The organism is Bradyrhizobium sp. WSM4874, from assembly GCF_055811835.1.
Genome location: NZ_JBVVPR010000014.1, coordinates 145815 through 160705, shown reverse-complemented (window position 1 = coordinate 160705; position 14891 = coordinate 145815). Strand labels below are relative to the sequence as shown.

Sequence of the window (14891 nt, the reverse complement as noted above, 5' to 3'; positions counted from 1 at the left end):
TTGCGAGCCGGGTTGCGATGGACGCGGCAGCGTCGGCATGAGAGGTGCGGGCAGGGCGGGTAGTCCCTGTGAGCCCGCAACCGCGTGCGGACGAGCGGCGCTGCTAGGCTTCGTCTCGTTCTGTAAGTTTCCGGCTCCGTCGACAGGGTCGGGAAAACTGCGGCGAAATGGCGGGCCGCGCGTACGGCAAAACCGTGTGGTCCTGTCGTCCAGTCCTTTCTGGCGGTCGGCGAAAACCCTAAAAACCAAGTTGAATTAAGGACTTAATGGATGGTCGCGACGGCGACCCGCGACGGCGGAAACGCGCCGGGCCCTATTAGGCCCTAGTTTCACATGGCTGGTTCGTTGGGCGGTAGTTAGGGCCGCCCACAGCAGGGCCAGTCGAAGGTCCTCGATGGCCCGGCGGATCGCGATCTCCAATTTAGGACCTGCCTCGCGCGTGGTAAGTTACCCTCCATCACCGGCCACGATGTCAGGGCGTCGGTCGACTGAGAGACGCCACAGCGCTCCCGCCTCAAAGCAGGAGCGCTTCTTGTGTCAGAACGGTTTAGCCCCGAAACTCAGGAACTCTTGGACCGCGCCCAGCGCGCCATAGAAGACGCGATCTCCCTGCGCGAGAACACCCGGGATCAGATTGCCTCAGCAACGCAGCAAAGGCTCCTGCTTGAAATCATGTTGAGCCAATTCCCCCCCCCTGCAAATCAAAGGCCGCCTCAACGGACGGCCTCTCATTTAGCCGCAAAGCAGCATCTGCTGCTTGGCGATGGTGCCTCTGTAAGATGGTCGGCAGGATGATCCTCTGGGGCAGGCAGCGATGGCGGGAGCCGCAACGGACGCGGCGCGGGCCTGTTGGATGCGATGGCCGGGCTCGGCGCTGGCGGCACGCTGTGGGGCCTTCCTGTGGCCTTGACGCTGTCGCGACGGTCGCGCGCTCGACCCGACATCAAGGGCCTTAATTTGCTGAAACGGCTCTAGCGGTTACCGCATCGCGGCGCTGTTGGGCTTCGGCTGCTTCCGCCTGCTTCAACCATTCTTCGGCGAACAACAGCCACTGCGCCTTGCTGGACGGATTGATAGCCTTGGCGGCCTCAGCTCGACATTCCTCATAGTTCACGCGGTAAATCCTGCCCCCATCCATGCACGGATGTTATCAGCGGAAGTGAGGCCGGGACTATGCGATTTCGGCATGGCTTGACGCAGATCAACGCGCGGCGATGTGCAGTTTGTGCCAAGCGGGACGCCAGCCTCGACGGGGATCATCCATCCGGGTCGTGCTGATGCCTGCCGGTGTCGCGAGGGTCGCGCGCCTGCCGCCCTCTATCGGTGCGGTGCCTGCCGTCCGTCGCCTGTCGTGGTGACCATGACACGGTGGCGTGATGTCTTCCCAAGTCCTGTCAGCCGCCGCGATATTCTGGAGCTAACCGACTTGCAGACGATCATCAAATAACTTCTGAGACTATCTGCGCAGCCTTTGTGAGAAACGTATTTTGGTCAGTGCGGGAAAAACGACCGAAGTTGTATATTTCGCCAGATGGCACAATCGCACAAAGCGTGGAGCCAACTGAACTCTCTTCAATGCGAACTATGAGTAGCGGCTGGCGCTCTCTGCTTACTACGACGGACTGCGGAAATTTATAAAAGGCAGGGACGTTCGCACTTACCTCACCTATCGTTTGTGCGTTTTCATAATACATGAACAGCAGTGCCCTAAGCTCGACCATCTTCAAGGGCGTATTTGTTTTTGGATTTGGCAAAGCACTCATGAATGTGATGCTCGGCGCTTCTTGCTCCTCGTTGCTCGGCGAATGTCCGGAGCGGTCTGTGCGTCTCCTTCTTTTTTCGAGCCAATCGGCAACGCCAATAAGCAATAATCCGGGTCCGATACACATTGCCAATTGGAAAGCGTCCGCGAGTGGGTGGTAGAAGCGTTCAGCAATCGCGGAGATGCCTCCTCTGTTATAAGTTAGGAGGTAACTTGCGATGAACAGTGCAACGCCAACAACGATGAAACCGTACCCGATCCATCGGATCAATAATCTCATGCGCCCCATCCCTTGCCGGGTACGTTAATCCTCACAGCAACTAACGTTAGCATGCCCACAGCCTGCAAAGGAGCCGGGCATGCCGCGACCGGTGTCTGCCGCAACTGCTCCCCGATAGGGAGGCGGTGCGCCGGGACCCCGCTGACCGGGGTAGCGGGCTGCTACCCCGATCCCGTCGCGGTGATAGGGACGCGCTCGACGTGACGGTGCGGATGATGCCGGGCCTGTCCGCGCCTTGATGCTGGCGGGCAATGGTGAAACGGCCGCCGAAATGGCGGGGTGTGGTAGCATGCGCGCGAGCGCTGTCGATGGTGGCGCGGTAGCGCTGGCAGTGCGTGCCCGGCAACTTCTTCTGTGCCACGGAAGAAGTCGAGCGACGCGACGGGAGCGCTGGCGGATGGGCGATCCCTCCGCAATCGGTCGCCAAGGTACTGTAAGAAAGATCGAACGCTGCCGGGACCGCGCGACCGCGCCGTATGAATATATTTACAAATCATCATATCGCCTTAAATTATGTGCCATCCGGTACACAAATGCGGCGCTTCAAGGGGCAGAGGGAAGCACAAGCGAAAACTGAGCGGCCTTAGTCTTGGCTCCGGCTTGCGATGGATGTTCGCCTTGCTGGCGAGCGCTGATCAGTTCACTTGTCGCGGTACTGATTTTTTGAGGTCTGCCAAAAGGCGGTAGTCATTCGCCATCTGCAACAGTTTCTCCCTCATAGGCGAACTTGGCGGCAAAGCGGCAGCGTCTTCGCGCATCGCCTTCTCAACCTCGTCGCACTGAGCGGCGGTCAATGGTTCTTCGCACATCGGGTCCCCTCCGAGCGAATTGAGTTGACCAATTCAGGCCGGGTCGCTCCGGATGCTTTTTTTGTGCGCGCGTTGAGAAGCTGTCACACATGCGTCACATGGCCTATGCGACTTCGGCGCACACACAGAACTTTTTTTGCCGTTTTTGCATAGTGCTGCTGCTCCCGCAGAGATAGGATTTTTGGCGATGCACCCTGCGCGTGTACTTGTGCGCCTGTTCGAACGTCGTTCACAAGGCGAGAGATGGAAGGAAGTTGTTGATGCTTACCAAACGGGAGTTGCTCCGCTCTGCTGCAATCGCCGCCCTCGCATCCACCGCGTTTGTGTCCAGCGACGTAAATGCCCAAGGCAAGCCGGAATGGCCCAGCCTTTTTGAGGCCAAGGACATTGCCGAAGAAGGTTTCATCTTCGGCTTGCCGCTCGTTATGAACTATGCGGTCATGCAAGAGTTCGCAGTTGATAGGAACTCGGGGCAATTCAAGGCTCCGTTCAACGAACTCTACAGTATGCACCATGTCGCCACTCCAGCGGATACGGCCATCATCACCCCGAATAGCGATACGCCTTACTCGTTCATTTGGCTCGATTTGCGTGTTGAGCCGATGGTTGTCTCCGTGCCGATGGTGGAGCGGAGCCGGTACTATTCGGTCCAGCTTATCGACGGCAACACCTACAACTTCGGCTACATCGGAACGCGGGCGACTGGTACTGAACCCGGCGATTATCTGGTCGTCGGTCCCGACTGGAAAGGTCAAACTCCGACCGGGATCAAGCGCGTCTTTCGATCAACCACGCCCTTCGTGTTCACAGCTATGCGCACTCAGCTTTTCGATCCAGCCGACATGCCGAATGTCGAGAAAGTTCAGGCGGGGTACAAGGCGCAACCGCTCTCCGCTTTCCTCAAACAGCCCGCTCCGCCCGCCGCGCCGACCATCACCTTCCTTCCCGCCACCACTGCCGGGATCAAGGATCATTTCTTTGAATACCTCGATGCCGCTCTCGCGTTCGTTCCTGAGACGGCCAGAGACAAGGCCGTCCGTGCAAGGCTGGCCAAAATCGGCATTGGCCCCGGCAAGACGTTCGACTTCAAGGAGCTACCACTCGAACACAAAGCCGAGATGCTCATCGGAATGAAGCAGGCTGATGACAAGGTGGACAAGTGGCTGTCCAGCGGAAACAAGACCATAAACGGCTGGAAGGTCGGCTCGTTCTTTGGTGACGAAGCGTTCTTCAAAGGCGACTGGGTGATGCGAGCTGGAGCTGCAAAGGGCGGTCTCTACGGCAACGATGCTGTGGAAGCCATGTACCCCTACACTCGAACAGACGCTTCAGGTGAGGAACTTGACGGCAGCAAGTACAAGTACACGCTCACCTTCGCACCCGGCGAGCTACCGCCAGTCAACGCTTTCTGGTCGGTGACTATGTACGACGGGAAGAGCCAGTTCTTGATCAAGAACCCGATCAACCGCTACTTGATCAACTCTCCGATGCTATCAGGCATGAAGAAAGACGCGGACGGCTCGGTGACGCTCTACCTCCAAAAAGACAGCCCCGGTGCGGACAAGCAAGTAAATTGGCTTCCCGCGCCAGATGACAAGATCTATCTCGTGATGCGGCTTTACTGGCCGAAGCCTACTCCACCTTCGATCCTACCGGCGGGCGAAGGGACATGGCGGCCACCCGGTATAAAGCGGGCTTGATAGAAGCGCCGGTTGCGAGACCAGCCCGCGCCGTCAATTCCCCCGCTGCTTGATCGCCCACAACCGATAAGCCTCGTCCTCGAAAGGTCCGGCTCTGCCGGCGGCGGTACCAGTTTCGCACCCTCGCTGCGAAAGTGGTCGAGGCCCCGGCCCAGCTTGCGACCGGCCAGCGTGTGCTGATCGTTTGCCCAGTCGGGGATCGTCGGCGCGAAGCTCTCCAGCATCGACCGCAGGCCGATGGCCGCGCCGAAGTGACAGGCCGCGCGGGACTTCGGCGCGCGCGCCATCATGCGGATCGCGCTGCCAATCATCAGCCGGGCTTCGCCCACGCTCTTGCTGTAGCGCTCTTTGGACTGCGCGACAGCGGCGGCGACGAACGGCACAACCCACGGTGCCGCCAGTGTGTCGAGGTCTTCATGGCAAATGGTTTCGAGGCGATTGCAGACCATGGTGTGAAAGGCTTTCGACGTGTGCATGAGTTGACGGCGAACTCCATCGCCTCGCGTTCAAGCCCGCGCCTGATGGCCTTCTGCATCGCTGAGACGCAGGCCATCGCTGGAAGGCCGTTCTTGGTGTCGGGGATCATCGGGCCACTCCGCCTTGTGTGACGGCGACGACTATGGTCTCGCCCGCGACCTTTGCCGCGACGAGCGCGCGAGCCTGTTCGAGCGAATAGGCGTGGACGATGAACAGCGGCTTGCCGTTCTGGGTGACGATGTAGGGCTTGGCGGTTCGCATTGTGGCTGCTCCGGTTGAAGCTCGGGCGAACCCCGAGCTTCAACTTCCAGCCAAAGAAACCGGATGCAGGGAAGCCAAGTTTTCGCCGGGAATTCATTGTCCCCGCCAATGTTACGGGTCTGATGCCGGATGGCGCGCGCCGTCCATAATGCTGATTGACCGCCCCGTTGTGCCCGGCGCGCTATCCACCGCAACCCGTAGCGGCTTGCCTGTCCCGCGCGGCCCGGCGATCCTGTCGCACATGGGTACGAAATCGCGAGAGACGATCTATGGCGCGTCGTTCGAGCGGCGGCGGAGCAGGCAGCAGAGGCCCGGAAGGCAGCCGACCGGCTCGCCTGTCAGGCATGGAATGCGCGCATGCTGGGCTTTAAGGGACCTGCCCAGCCATCGCCGACGCTCGGTGACGCACTCAATGCCGGGTACCGCTACCTGGAAGTCCGCTGTCTTGGCTGCGACACCAACCAGGCCGTCGCCCTCGACATCGTGCGGCGACCGAAGGCAACGCCGATCCACGAACTGGAACGGTACATGCGGTGTAAGGACTGCTCGCAAGTCCGGGGCTATCCTTACAAGCGCAGCCATCTGGTCGCGCTGCGTCCGAACAAGATTTCAGCCAGCGATCCGCCATCGACGTGGTGGCCGGGCGAGCGGTAGAGTGAAAGTTCTGTTCGGATCGGAGGACACGACGTGAATGACCCTTGGGCCTTTGGCTGGACCCAGTTGCTGACCATTATTGGTTTCTCGATCACTCTATGCATCGCATTTGGTAGCTTTCGGACATTTGGCCGTTGGAAACGTGAGCAGATCGAAGAACGGAAGCTCGACATAGCACTGGAGGCACTGTCAATCGCATATGAAGCGCAAATGGTGTTTGAGGACATTCAGCGTCCATTCATCGGGCAGCACGAATGGCAAAACATGCCAGATGAGGAATTGAACCAGGAGGAGAAGGATCGGCGGAAATCGCTTTATGCGGTGATCAACAGGTTGGACCGCCACGTCAGCTATTTTGAGCGCGTGCTTTCTCTTCAGCCGAAGTTCATGGCAGTGTTTGGCAGCGAAACCAAGAGCAGCTTCATGAAGCTCTTCCGGGCGCAGCGCGGTATACAGGCGGCAATCGAGGTCTTGATGTTTATGGATCATCCGATCCGGCCCGATGAGAAAGGCACAGTTGCGCAGCTGCGATCCGACATTTGGAATACGAAGGGCCCGGGGGCTGATGAGCCCGAGAGGAACAAGAAGCTGGTGCTGGAATTTCAGAGCGACATCGAGCGCATATGCGCACCGCTCGTGAGTTTGAAGTTCGACCCGTCGAAAACAACGACCCTATCGACGCTTTGACTATGTGCAACCTCTACAGCATCACCACGAACCAAGCGGCCATCGCGGCGCTGTTCCGTGTCGTCAACCGCTACGTCGGCAACCTCGCTCCGATGCCGGGCGTGTTTCCGGATTATCCGGCTCCGGTGGTGCGCAACACCGACACTGGGCGCGAGCTGGCGATGATGCGATGGGGCATGCCGCCGCCGCTCCGCACAGGCGGACCTCCGGTCACGAACATCCGGAACACGTCGTCACCGCATTGGCGCGGTTGGCTGAAGCCGGAGAACCGATGTCTGGTGCCGTTCAACAGCTTCGCCGAATACGCGCCGGAGCCGAACCCAGAGACCAAGAAGAAGGATGTCGTCTGGTTCTCACTCAACGATGATCGACCGCTTACCGCGTTCGCGGGCATCTGGACCACGTTCAACGGGGATCGCGGCACGAAGTCGAAGCCGGTGCCGGGGCCACATCAAGTGTACGGCTTCCTAACGGCATCGCCCAACGCGGTGGTCGAGCCGATCCATCCCAAGGCCATGCCGGTGATCCTGACAACCAATGAAGAGCGGGATGTTTGGATGCGCGCGCCGTGGGATGAAGCTAAGGCACTGCAAAGGCCGCTGCCCGACGACATGCTTAAGATCGTCATGCGCGGGGCCGACAAAGAAGATCACGCGGCGCGAGCCCAACTCACCAACCCCTTCCTCAACGGGCTCGAATGACAACCTGATGCCCTTGCAGCGGCGGCGTCCCTCCGGCTTCATCGAACCTTGCCAGCCGTCGAAGGTGGTCCGGCCACCGTCCGGCCCGGTGTGGGTCCACGAAATCAAGCATGATGGCTACCGGCTGATGGTGCGCCGGGATGGCGCGCGAAACCTAATTGAACCTGAGCGCCTCCACTGCGCGCTTCGATATTTCGGCTGGATCTTTGAGGCCGGTTTCTCCGATCTCTAAGACCTTCTTTGTGATAATCAAGGTCCGTGGATCGTTGCGATCAACCACATCAAGGGTGCGCAGGGTCAATTCGTAGGCCGCGATCAGGTGGCCGGTCTCTCCTAACGGGGCATTTCTTAGCAGGCGATACATAGACATCGCTAGCCTCCAAAACGCGACGGCTATTGCACCGTGACGCGGATGCCGCCGCCGTCCGCGCCAGTCGGCTGTCAATCCGCACGAATTCGGGTGGACGCCGAAATTCTAATCCTCACGATCCCGTGAGACTGGCGACCTTCCGGCTCAGTCGTTCTGTGACATTGATCTATCGCAAGTCTTCGAGCGACCGATCCAACCGTCGAGACGTGGGTCAAGTCGAAGAACCCGGAGAGCGATGCGGTGCGGCGCGAGCGCGAGACGGAGTGGCGGTAGCCGTCATGCCGTCGCCAAGTAGGAAAGCACGACGAAGGCGAGGTAGGCGGCCAGACCTACGCAAATGCCGTTCGCGATGGCCGCAACGATGGACGCCCGTTTCGGATCAAGTTCCGTCCGCCATCCTTGGTGGCGGTCGGCAGCGTTGATCTTATCAAGCCGCGTTATCGGTCGCTGATCCCAAGGGGGCCGGAGCGAGCACCTGTGGATGCGCGCCGTGGGATGAGGCAAGGCGTTGCAGCGCCGTTCCCGACGATGCGCTCAAATCGTCATGCGCGGAACCAACAAAGAGGATCGAGCTACGGGGTGATGCGAGCCAAACAGTTGCCGGCGGGCGGCTCCATGGGCCCCGCGATCACACCGGTCATTGTCCCAGAGGACAATGACCACCACACACGCTTTGGCTGTAAAATGTGGTGCTCAACACTCGGAGAAACCAGCCAATTGAACTGATGATTGTCCAACGCCTGGTGCCGCCCAACGCCGACGCCCGCCAAAAACAACATCGGAGGCGTATCGTGAGAGGTAAAGACTTAAAATCGATGACCACAGATAAACTGTGGAAGCTCCATGAAAAGGTGGCTTTTCAGCTCACACAAAAACTAGAGGGAAAAAAAACCTTGCTCGAGCAACAGCTACGTCGTCTTCAAGGGGCCGACAACATATCGGACGTTCGTCGGTCGCGACGCAGCTACCCTCCCGTTCGACCGAAGTATCGAAATCCAGATAACCCAATGCAGATTTGGTCCGGCCGTGGGAAGCAACCCCGATGGCTTGGGCCGGAAATTCAAGCTGGCAGACAGCTGGATGATTTCTTGATCGACCGAACCCGACGCCACTAAGCCAGTAGCGAGACCTAGGCGCGCGGTTCGCGCTAAAGGTCGCGCGGGAGCAGCCACCGACTGTCCCCGCTGCGCATCCATCCCCTGCTGAGTTGGCACGCAGGTCGGAGAAGCGGATGCGCGTCTCGCTCATCGCTGTCGCCCAGCACCGCGAACCTCGAAACCATGTTCGCGGCTGGTGCCCGGCAATGCGTCTGATCGCCGGGCTGTGACCAGCCTCAGACCAAGCAGCGCGACCGGCGAGATGTCGGCGCGATGATCGCACGGCAGACCTTGCGCCTGCGTCTGCCACACCAGCGCACTTTCGTCGCTTTCGACCACCACCAGGTCGCCCATCAGCTCAGCTTCGGCCTTCTGGCGGGCTTCATGCGACAGTGCCGCCTCCTCATCAGCCTCGCTGGAAATCTTGCGGTCGAGCGCGGCGATCACCAAATCCTTGAGGCATTTCCGGTGAGATGTGCAGACGTCATCGCCAAAAGGCAGCCATAGGTCGGTCAACCCCATCCTCAGCGCGTATTCGAATCACCTCCCACCGGCAACAATTCCACGCCCGCGCCGGCCCTTGCCCCGCGCCCGATGCGGATCAAACTCATCAACCGCATTCTGCCAGTTCACGATCTCGTCTTCATACCAGACGCGCCGGTTTGGGCTGATGTAGGTGCATTTCGGAAAGCGACCTGCCTTCTCCATGCGATACAGCGTGGTGCGGCTCACGGGGATGATCTCGAGCACCTGTGTCTCGGTGAGCATGCGGCGCGCAGCGGTGATGTGCACCACTTCGGTCTCGGCTTCGGCGAGTGCTGCCTTTTTTGCTGTCATCATGTACTTCCATCATCTCGACGGGCCGGTAGAACTGGTCCGCGTCTTCATTACTTGGCCGTGTACTCCAGGGGGGCGCAAACGACCTGCATCACGCGCTCGGACTCGATCTCGATGAACTCGGGGAAAACACCGTGGTCCGAGAGAATCGCGCGCAGTTCGGCATCCAGCGCCGCCTGCCCAACCGTGCCGGTCGCCAGCCGCTCTTCCTCGACTTTGCCCAGATACCACTCCGCGAGCTCGCGGATGAAATGGACGCTCAGGCCCTTCTCGGAACCTTCCGCCGCAAGCCTCGTCGGCCTCTCTGTGCCGCCGGGAAAAGGCGTCACATCCGTCACATCCGTCACAGCGTCTGGAGCCTGAGCATTGTGATGTGACGGATGATCCTTGCCGGTGACGCTGCAACCGTCACAAGCGTCACCGGCTCCCCCCTGAACAGCCTCGCTTGTGACGCTTGTGACGGTTGTGACGCCTTCTCGGGGGCTGAGAGAGACGGGAGGGGGCAAATAGCGCCGCCACGCATCTTCCAGATCGGCGAGGAGGTAGCCCTTGCACTGGTTCGCCCCATGCGGCCGGAGCTTGTCGGACTTGATCCCGTAGCCATGCAGCCGGCTCGCCAGGGAATGGTCGTTGAAGGGCTCCTTGAGGTGGCTCCACGGGGCTGCCTCAAGCGCGTGCAGCGCCTCCAGAATTGCCTTGGTTGGGAGCCCTTTCGGGACGGTCATCTGGATCGCCGCGTCGGCTGCGGCGAAAATCGTCCGCAAATCAGACAGCAGGCGGATGTTCAGGCTCGGTGGTGTATCGGTAGTCGCGGCGGCAACCAGCGCGACGGCTGCTTTGCGCGCCAGTTCAGGCCACTCGCCACCCGCAAGGTCTGCAACTGCCAGCAGCGGCTCCCACAAGTCTGCGGTCCGGTCCTCGATGCCTGAGGGCATTTCCGGCCGCGCTGCCTCGGCGTGGTCTGCGCTGGTTGCCGCCCAGTCTTCGAGCCGGAGGAACAGATTCCTGCCAAAGGGGGCATGGGTGCGGTGCCGGAAAGCCTCGACGTGCTCGTTGGGCGCGCGCCGCCGCATGCGGATGACCACGCTGCGGGTCATGATCGAGTCCGGCAGCCAGCCCAGCCCTGCCAGCGCGACGGCGGCAAAGCTTTGCACGTCCTCGGTCTCGACGCGCTTGCCGTAGATGACGCAACGACCGAAGGTGGCGCCGCGGCGGTGACCGCTGTTGAGGAACGACCGAACGTCCTCATGCTCCCGCGCCTTCGGTCCGAAGATTGCGTCGATCTCGTCGAACAGGATAGTCGGCGGTCCACCTTCGCCCCCGCACTTCCGATACAGGTAGGCGGGTGAAACGTTCGTGGCATGCACGGGCCTCGGCACCAGCATCTCAGTCACCTCCAGGGCGCGAGTCTTGCCCGACCCAGGTTCCGGCGAAAGGAATGCAAGCCGCGCGGTGCTCTCCCATGCGCTCATCAGGTGCGTGTGTACGACCCAGAGGGTATGCGCGATGGCCGCGTGCACGGAGGGGTAGCTAACGAACCGGCACAGGAAGCCACGCACGTCCTCGAGGAGCGTGGCGCCGGCTTCAGCAGGCGCGCCGGCATTGCGACGCACGGGCCTGATAGTGTCGGCCTTCAGCTTCACTGCGCCCTCGACGAGACGCGGGATGTCGGCGAGGCGCTCGTGCCAGCGTTCGTCGTGCGGGGCGCTGGACTGCTCCATCAGCCCGCGCAGGAAATTCACGACGGCACCAGGCTCCATGCCCGTATAGATCATCTTGCAGGAGAGATCGCGCAAATTGTCGTGGAGAGAATGCCCGGCAAGAATGTCGCGCTGCAGCACTTCCCAATCGGTGCTTGCCGGCTTGAGTTCGTGGCCGTTGCGGGGCTTGCGGGACGTCGCCAGCCGGTAGCCGTGCGCCTCGACGAGCACGTGCGCGATTTCGTCCAGCAGGGCTTCCGTTTCTGCCTGATCGATTGCAGGCAAAACGTTGCGCGGGGTGTCGTACAGTGCGGCGCCGAACCAGGAGTAGGGCTTGCTAGTGCCTTCATGGATGCCGTGGACGATGACCTGTCTGCCGTCGGCCAGCATCTCAACCTTCTGCTTCGTGTCGCCGTTCGGAGCAGCAAACTTGCGCTCGGTATGTTTGAACGGCGTTTCCGTCTTGAAGAAGATCGCGCGGCGAGGGGAGCGACCGAAGCGAACGCAGATCGCGCCCCGCTCCTCGAACCGCTCGCGGACGACCGCTTCGACGGCCTTGGCCGCATCTGCATCCTCGATGTCGATGTCGAGGCAGGGGACGGTCGCGCACAGAATGCCCGTATTGGAGTTCGGATAGAGACCTGACCACACTTCGATATCGCCCATCGAGGCCGGATCGCGCTTGGTCCAATTTGACAAAAGCGGCACCTTGCCAGCCGTCGGGATGGGCTGGTAGCCTTGCTTCAGCAGCTTGAGGCGGGCCTCGGTCGGCGTCATTGTCATGCTTACGCGCATAAAAAGGGAGGAAGCCCCGACTGGCATCGGGGCTTCCTATTAAGGACTACTCGAACGGAATGTCGGAGCCGGGGCCGTTGGGTCCCGGCTCCGGTGCCTTCAGCACCTCCAGACGCAGACTGGGCTTGCCTTCGAAGGTGTTCACGTGATCGGCGTAAAGTTTGATGCTGGCGCCGATCCACTTCGCGGGATCCGGTCCGAGTACCTTAGTGAGCGCCTGCTCATTGGTCTTGTTGAGCGCGACCAGCTTGGTGCTCTCCTCGAAGTGCAGCACAACCTTCATTTCCGGCCCATTCTTGCCGCGAAGTTCCTGGAGGGACAACCTGGCGATCGTCAGGATCGGCTGACGAGCGGAGATACCGGACCCGCTATAAAACCGCGAGCCGTAGATGGCGTCCAGGTCAGCGGCCGTCGGCGTCCTGTCGTGATGTTTCATGGCGATTACCTCTGCTTCAGTTCGGCTAGTGAGACCCCGATTTTGAGGTGATCGCCGCGCGGGGTTCAGTTAACGCGGCGCTCAAATGCAAAAGCCACGGTTGACGCCCGTGGCTCTTGCAATTCAGATCATGTATCAACCGGGAACTGCGGCTGGTGCTGGCGCTCTTCCCAAGCCTGCAACACCTCATCATCGAAATATGCGCGATTGTTGATCACCGCCGCCGGCTTCGGAAAACGGAGGCGAGGATCAGCCTTCCAGCGCCGGATGGTTTCATCGCTCACGCGATAGCGCCCAGGCAGCTTCGAATTAGGGATGAGGGTGCGGCACATGTCGACCTCCGTCTTTGAGGAGTCGACGCCCAATGTTCACAAAGTTGGGCTTATTGCACCGGAGATATTTGGTCTGAATGGGATTCTAGAATTCAGATAATGGCAAATTGATTTGATACTCGAATAGGCCATTTCATGAATTAGAATCCAAGTTGGGCATTTTTGATTTCAATTGCCACGCTTTCAGCTGCCTCCATGCCCGCCATACTTGGGAGAGGCGCGCATGTGCGGCATCGAAGCTGTTTGCGATGATCTGCTTCTCCGCCGTAATCTTCGCGAGAACAGCGCGCCGGCTGCCCTTCTTTGTCCCGATAGCCTCAAGGATCTGTTCGCAAAGATCCTGCACACGAGGATTGCACGCGTGGAGGACGTGAGTGGCCGCCCAGTTCCCGTTCTTATCAATCAGACGGCTATTCGTGATGCCGTTACGCAATTCGTGAAAATCCGGCACCTGCGTCAGCTTTCCAAGTTCGTCCAGCGTAACCAGAAAAGGCTGAGCGGCGACCTCGAGCGCGGGAGGGTCGTTCAGCCATTCGTAGCCCTTACCGAAATTCGGTTCATTGCGATGCCGTTCCCATTCGGCCTTATAGTGGTTGTATTCTCCGGCGCTGTACGAGCGCTTTTCGTTAGTCGTTGTACCAGGTGGGCGAGGCACACGCTTCGCGTGGGTACGTGCTGGCTTTTTCATGAGAGCATCTCACGCTGTGTGGCGGTAAAACATCAAAGAACATTTCCTAGTTTGGGCAATATTGGGGCTGTAACGTCGCCGCTCCTTGTTCTCTGCCGAAATCGTGCGGTTCCGCCCCTGGTGATGGATCAATGCTGCCCAGCCGAAGACATGCTTCGCGATTAAGTTCACTCACGCGCACCGGTGATCGATAGCCTTAAGCGGGGTGATGCTTGGTCCCAGGGATCTAGTTCCCTGAGTGAATTGCGAGTATTTTGATGTAGATCGTTTGGCGGATATGGAGCGTGTCGTGGGACGACCCATTGGAAGCGTGAACAAGGAAAGGCCGTTCAATGACGCGCTCCGGATAGCGCTCCGGAGCCGTCCGCTAGCGCTTCGCAGGGTGGCGGACCAACTGCTCGACAAAGCGGAGCAGGGCAGTCTTGCCCACATCCACGAGCTTATTGATAGGCTGGATGGTAAGCCTGCGCAGGTCATCGATCGTCGTGACGTACCGATTGAAGAGCTGACCGACGCCGAGCTCTATTGCATTGCGTCTGGTGGAGATAAGCGAGAAGAGCACAAGATGCTGCTGATCGGGCCGGCGAAAGTCAGGTCAGTCGATCCGGAATAGGGCGCCGCTCAAGCCGACTGAGCAATCTGATCACTTGGATCGCCTGCCAAGTACCGCCTCGCGCTGTAAGGATCTTTTGTTCATTTAGCATCGCGGAGATGCGCTTGGCGGGCAGACCTCGAAGAGGCTCGACGATTGAACGAAACTGCTCGGCGTACACGTCAGCCTGCTCCTGGCGCGCTCTCCCGATCTCGGAGTTGCCGAGCTTTCGACCGCGTGCCTTGGCAGCCGCAAGGGCTTCCCTCGTCCGTTGAGCAATCCTCTCACGCTCTTTTTCGGCGACCGCCGCGTGGATGTGGAGCATGAAAGGGTCAACGTCCGGGCCGAGCTCGGTGACGATGAACGGGATGCGCTGCACCATCAGTCCGCTGATGAAGTGAACGTCGCGGCTCAATCGGTCGAGTTTGGCAATGATGATAGGGGCAGCGCCCGACCTGCCGCCGCGGCCGAGCTTACGGGCGAGCTTCATGGCAGCTGCAAGCTCGGGCCTGCGCTCCAGCGCATCAGCCCCTTTACCCGTCTCGACCTCGCGGTACTCGGCGTCGATGTTGAAGCCATGCTGCGCGCAGAATGCCCTGATCGCAGCTTGCTGCGCTTCCAAGCCGAGACCGCTGCGACCCTGCTTCGGCTTTGACACGCGAATGTAAGAAACGGCTGCGCGCATAGAAGTTTTATCCTCCCGAAAGTTACAC

General features: G+C 60.0%; 18 protein-coding genes and 1 pseudogene. 6 read left to right on the top strand and 13 right to left on the bottom strand.

The features are described from left to right. Positions 1 to 952: 952 nt before the first annotated feature. The 3 genes from AC0L3P_RS17245 to AC0L3P_RS17235 form a co-directional block, all read right to left on the bottom strand. Positions 953 to 1114: a hypothetical protein gene (locus AC0L3P_RS17245; RefSeq protein ID WP_473303173.1), complete on the bottom strand. Its 162-nt coding sequence runs from the start codon at positions 1112 to 1114 to the stop codon at positions 953 to 955. A 325-nt stretch (positions 1115 to 1439) separates the two neighbouring features. After that, a complete protein-coding gene (locus AC0L3P_RS17240; RefSeq protein WP_473303172.1) occupies positions 1440 to 2042 on the bottom strand; it encodes a hypothetical protein in 603 nt (200 codons plus the stop codon). A 635-nt stretch (positions 2043 to 2677) separates the two neighbouring features. Then, positions 2678 to 2851, bottom strand: coding sequence for a hypothetical protein (locus AC0L3P_RS17235; protein WP_473303170.1), 174 nt, complete (start codon positions 2849 to 2851; stop codon positions 2678 to 2680). A 260-nt stretch (positions 2852 to 3111) separates the two neighbouring features. On the opposite strand from AC0L3P_RS17235, the gene AC0L3P_RS17230 reads away from it, so the two are divergent. Beyond that, positions 3112 to 4551, top strand: a complete 1440-nt coding sequence (locus AC0L3P_RS17230) for a DUF1254 domain-containing protein (protein ID WP_473303168.1) — start codon at positions 3112 to 3114, stop codon at positions 4549 to 4551. Here AC0L3P_RS17230 and AC0L3P_RS17225 read toward each other — a convergent pair. Beyond that, positions 4470 to 5027: a hypothetical protein gene (locus tag AC0L3P_RS17225; RefSeq protein WP_473303166.1), complete on the bottom strand. Its 558-nt coding sequence runs from the start codon at positions 5025 to 5027 to the stop codon at positions 4470 to 4472. The two genes, AC0L3P_RS17230 and AC0L3P_RS17225, sit on opposite strands and share 82 nt — an antisense overlap. Positions 5028 to 5133: 106 nt before the next feature. After that, entirely contained in the window at positions 5134 to 5289 is a 156-nt protein-coding gene (locus AC0L3P_RS17220) for a hypothetical protein (protein WP_473303164.1), read from the bottom strand. Between the two features lie 241 nt (positions 5290 to 5530). Between AC0L3P_RS17220 and AC0L3P_RS17215 the strand changes: the two are divergent. From AC0L3P_RS17215 to AC0L3P_RS17205, 3 genes and pseudogenes are all read left to right on the top strand, one after another. Next, a pseudogene (locus tag AC0L3P_RS17215) lies at positions 5531 to 5943 on the top strand (hypothetical protein). Positions 5944 to 5976: 33 nt separating this feature from the next. After that, positions 5977 to 6630, top strand: a complete 654-nt coding sequence (locus AC0L3P_RS17210; protein ID WP_473303162.1) for a hypothetical protein — start codon at positions 5977 to 5979, stop codon at positions 6628 to 6630. A 2-nt stretch (positions 6631 to 6632) separates the two neighbouring features. Continuing rightward, positions 6633 to 7331: an SOS response-associated peptidase gene (locus AC0L3P_RS17205; RefSeq protein WP_473303186.1), complete on the top strand. Its 699-nt coding sequence runs from the start codon at positions 6633 to 6635 to the stop codon at positions 7329 to 7331. A gap of 154 nt (positions 7332 to 7485) precedes the next feature. Here the strand turns inward: AC0L3P_RS17205 and AC0L3P_RS17200 are convergent, their stop codons facing one another. After that, positions 7486 to 7701: a hypothetical protein gene (locus AC0L3P_RS17200; protein WP_473303160.1), complete on the bottom strand. Its 216-nt coding sequence runs from the start codon at positions 7699 to 7701 to the stop codon at positions 7486 to 7488. A gap of 725 nt (positions 7702 to 8426) precedes the next feature. Here AC0L3P_RS17200 and AC0L3P_RS17195 point away from each other — a divergent pair. After that, entirely contained in the window at positions 8427 to 8816 is a 390-nt protein-coding gene (locus tag AC0L3P_RS17195; RefSeq protein ID WP_473303183.1) for an H-NS histone family protein, read from the top strand. A gap of 129 nt (positions 8817 to 8945) precedes the next feature. On the opposite strand, the gene AC0L3P_RS17190 is transcribed toward AC0L3P_RS17195, so the two are convergent. From AC0L3P_RS17190 to AC0L3P_RS17165, 6 genes are all read right to left on the bottom strand, one after another. Beyond that, positions 8946 to 9320 (bottom strand): hypothetical protein, encoded by a 375-nt coding sequence (locus AC0L3P_RS17190; protein ID WP_473303157.1) that lies wholly within the window; start codon positions 9318 to 9320, stop codon positions 8946 to 8948. 18 nt (positions 9321 to 9338) lie between these two features. Then, positions 9339 to 9638, bottom strand: a complete 300-nt coding sequence (locus AC0L3P_RS17185) for a helix-turn-helix transcriptional regulator (protein ID WP_473303154.1) — start codon at positions 9636 to 9638, stop codon at positions 9339 to 9341. A gap of 47 nt (positions 9639 to 9685) precedes the next feature. After that, on the bottom strand, positions 9686 to 12118 hold the full coding sequence (locus tag AC0L3P_RS17180; RefSeq protein ID WP_473303152.1) for a DUF3631 domain-containing protein: 2433 nt from the start codon (positions 12116 to 12118) through the stop codon (positions 9686 to 9688). Positions 12119 to 12176: 58 nt separating this feature from the next. Then, on the bottom strand, positions 12177 to 12566 hold the full coding sequence (locus AC0L3P_RS17175; protein WP_473303149.1) for a hypothetical protein: 390 nt from the start codon (positions 12564 to 12566) through the stop codon (positions 12177 to 12179). A gap of 128 nt (positions 12567 to 12694) precedes the next feature. Continuing rightward, a complete protein-coding gene (locus tag AC0L3P_RS17170; protein ID WP_473303147.1) occupies positions 12695 to 12898 on the bottom strand; it encodes a hypothetical protein in 204 nt (67 codons plus the stop codon). 133 nt (positions 12899 to 13031) lie between these two features. Beyond that, complete coding sequence (locus AC0L3P_RS17165) at positions 13032 to 13586, bottom strand: hypothetical protein (RefSeq protein WP_473303145.1); 555 nt, start codon at positions 13584 to 13586, stop codon at positions 13032 to 13034. A 382-nt stretch (positions 13587 to 13968) separates the two neighbouring features. On the opposite strand from AC0L3P_RS17165, the gene AC0L3P_RS17160 reads away from it, so the two are divergent. Beyond that, complete coding sequence (locus tag AC0L3P_RS17160; protein ID WP_473303143.1) at positions 13969 to 14199, top strand: hypothetical protein; 231 nt, start codon at positions 13969 to 13971, stop codon at positions 14197 to 14199. Here the strand turns inward: AC0L3P_RS17160 and AC0L3P_RS17155 are convergent. Further along, entirely contained in the window at positions 14177 to 14863 is a 687-nt protein-coding gene (locus tag AC0L3P_RS17155) for a recombinase family protein (protein ID WP_473303141.1), read from the bottom strand. The two genes, AC0L3P_RS17160 and AC0L3P_RS17155, sit on opposite strands and share 23 nt — an antisense overlap. Positions 14864 to 14891: the final 28 nt, after the last annotated feature.

Bases quoted from the DNA above. Each gene is read 5' to 3' on its own strand.
- AC0L3P_RS17205 (WP_473303186.1), top strand. From the start codon at position 6,633: ATGTGCAACCTCTACAGCATCACCACGAACCAAGCGGCCATCGCGGCG.
- AC0L3P_RS17170 (WP_473303147.1), bottom strand. From the start codon at position 12,898: ATGTGCCGCACCCTCATCCCTAATTCGAAGCTGCCTGGGCGCTATCGC.
- AC0L3P_RS17185 (WP_473303154.1), bottom strand. From the start codon at position 9,638: ATGATGACAGCAAAAAAGGCAGCACTCGCCGAAGCCGAGACCGAAGTG.
- AC0L3P_RS17195 (WP_473303183.1), top strand. From the start codon at position 8,427: ATGATTGTCCAACGCCTGGTGCCGCCCAACGCCGACGCCCGCCAAAAA.
- AC0L3P_RS17220 (WP_473303164.1), bottom strand. From the start codon at position 5,289: ATGCGAACCGCCAAGCCCTACATCGTCACCCAGAACGGCAAGCCGCTG.
- AC0L3P_RS17240 (WP_473303172.1), bottom strand. From the start codon at position 2,042: ATGAGATTATTGATCCGATGGATCGGGTACGGTTTCATCGTTGTTGGC.
- AC0L3P_RS17230 (WP_473303168.1), top strand. From the start codon at position 3,112: ATGCTTACCAAACGGGAGTTGCTCCGCTCTGCTGCAATCGCCGCCCTC.
- AC0L3P_RS17225 (WP_473303166.1), bottom strand. From the start codon at position 5,027: ATGCACACGTCGAAAGCCTTTCACACCATGGTCTGCAATCGCCTCGAA.
- AC0L3P_RS17175 (WP_473303149.1), bottom strand. From the start codon at position 12,566: ATGAAACATCACGACAGGACGCCGACGGCCGCTGACCTGGACGCCATC.
- AC0L3P_RS17200 (WP_473303160.1), bottom strand. From the start codon at position 7,701: ATGTCTATGTATCGCCTGCTAAGAAATGCCCCGTTAGGAGAGACCGGC.
- AC0L3P_RS17235 (WP_473303170.1), bottom strand. From the start codon at position 2,851: ATGTGCGAAGAACCATTGACCGCCGCTCAGTGCGACGAGGTTGAGAAG.
- AC0L3P_RS17165 (WP_473303145.1), bottom strand. From the start codon at position 13,586: ATGAAAAAGCCAGCACGTACCCACGCGAAGCGTGTGCCTCGCCCACCT.
- AC0L3P_RS17190 (WP_473303157.1), bottom strand. From the start codon at position 9,320: ATGGGGTTGACCGACCTATGGCTGCCTTTTGGCGATGACGTCTGCACA.
- AC0L3P_RS17180 (WP_473303152.1), bottom strand. From the start codon at position 12,118: ATGACAATGACGCCGACCGAGGCCCGCCTCAAGCTGCTGAAGCAAGGC.
- AC0L3P_RS17155 (WP_473303141.1), bottom strand. From the start codon at position 14,863: ATGCGCGCAGCCGTTTCTTACATTCGCGTGTCAAAGCCGAAGCAGGGT.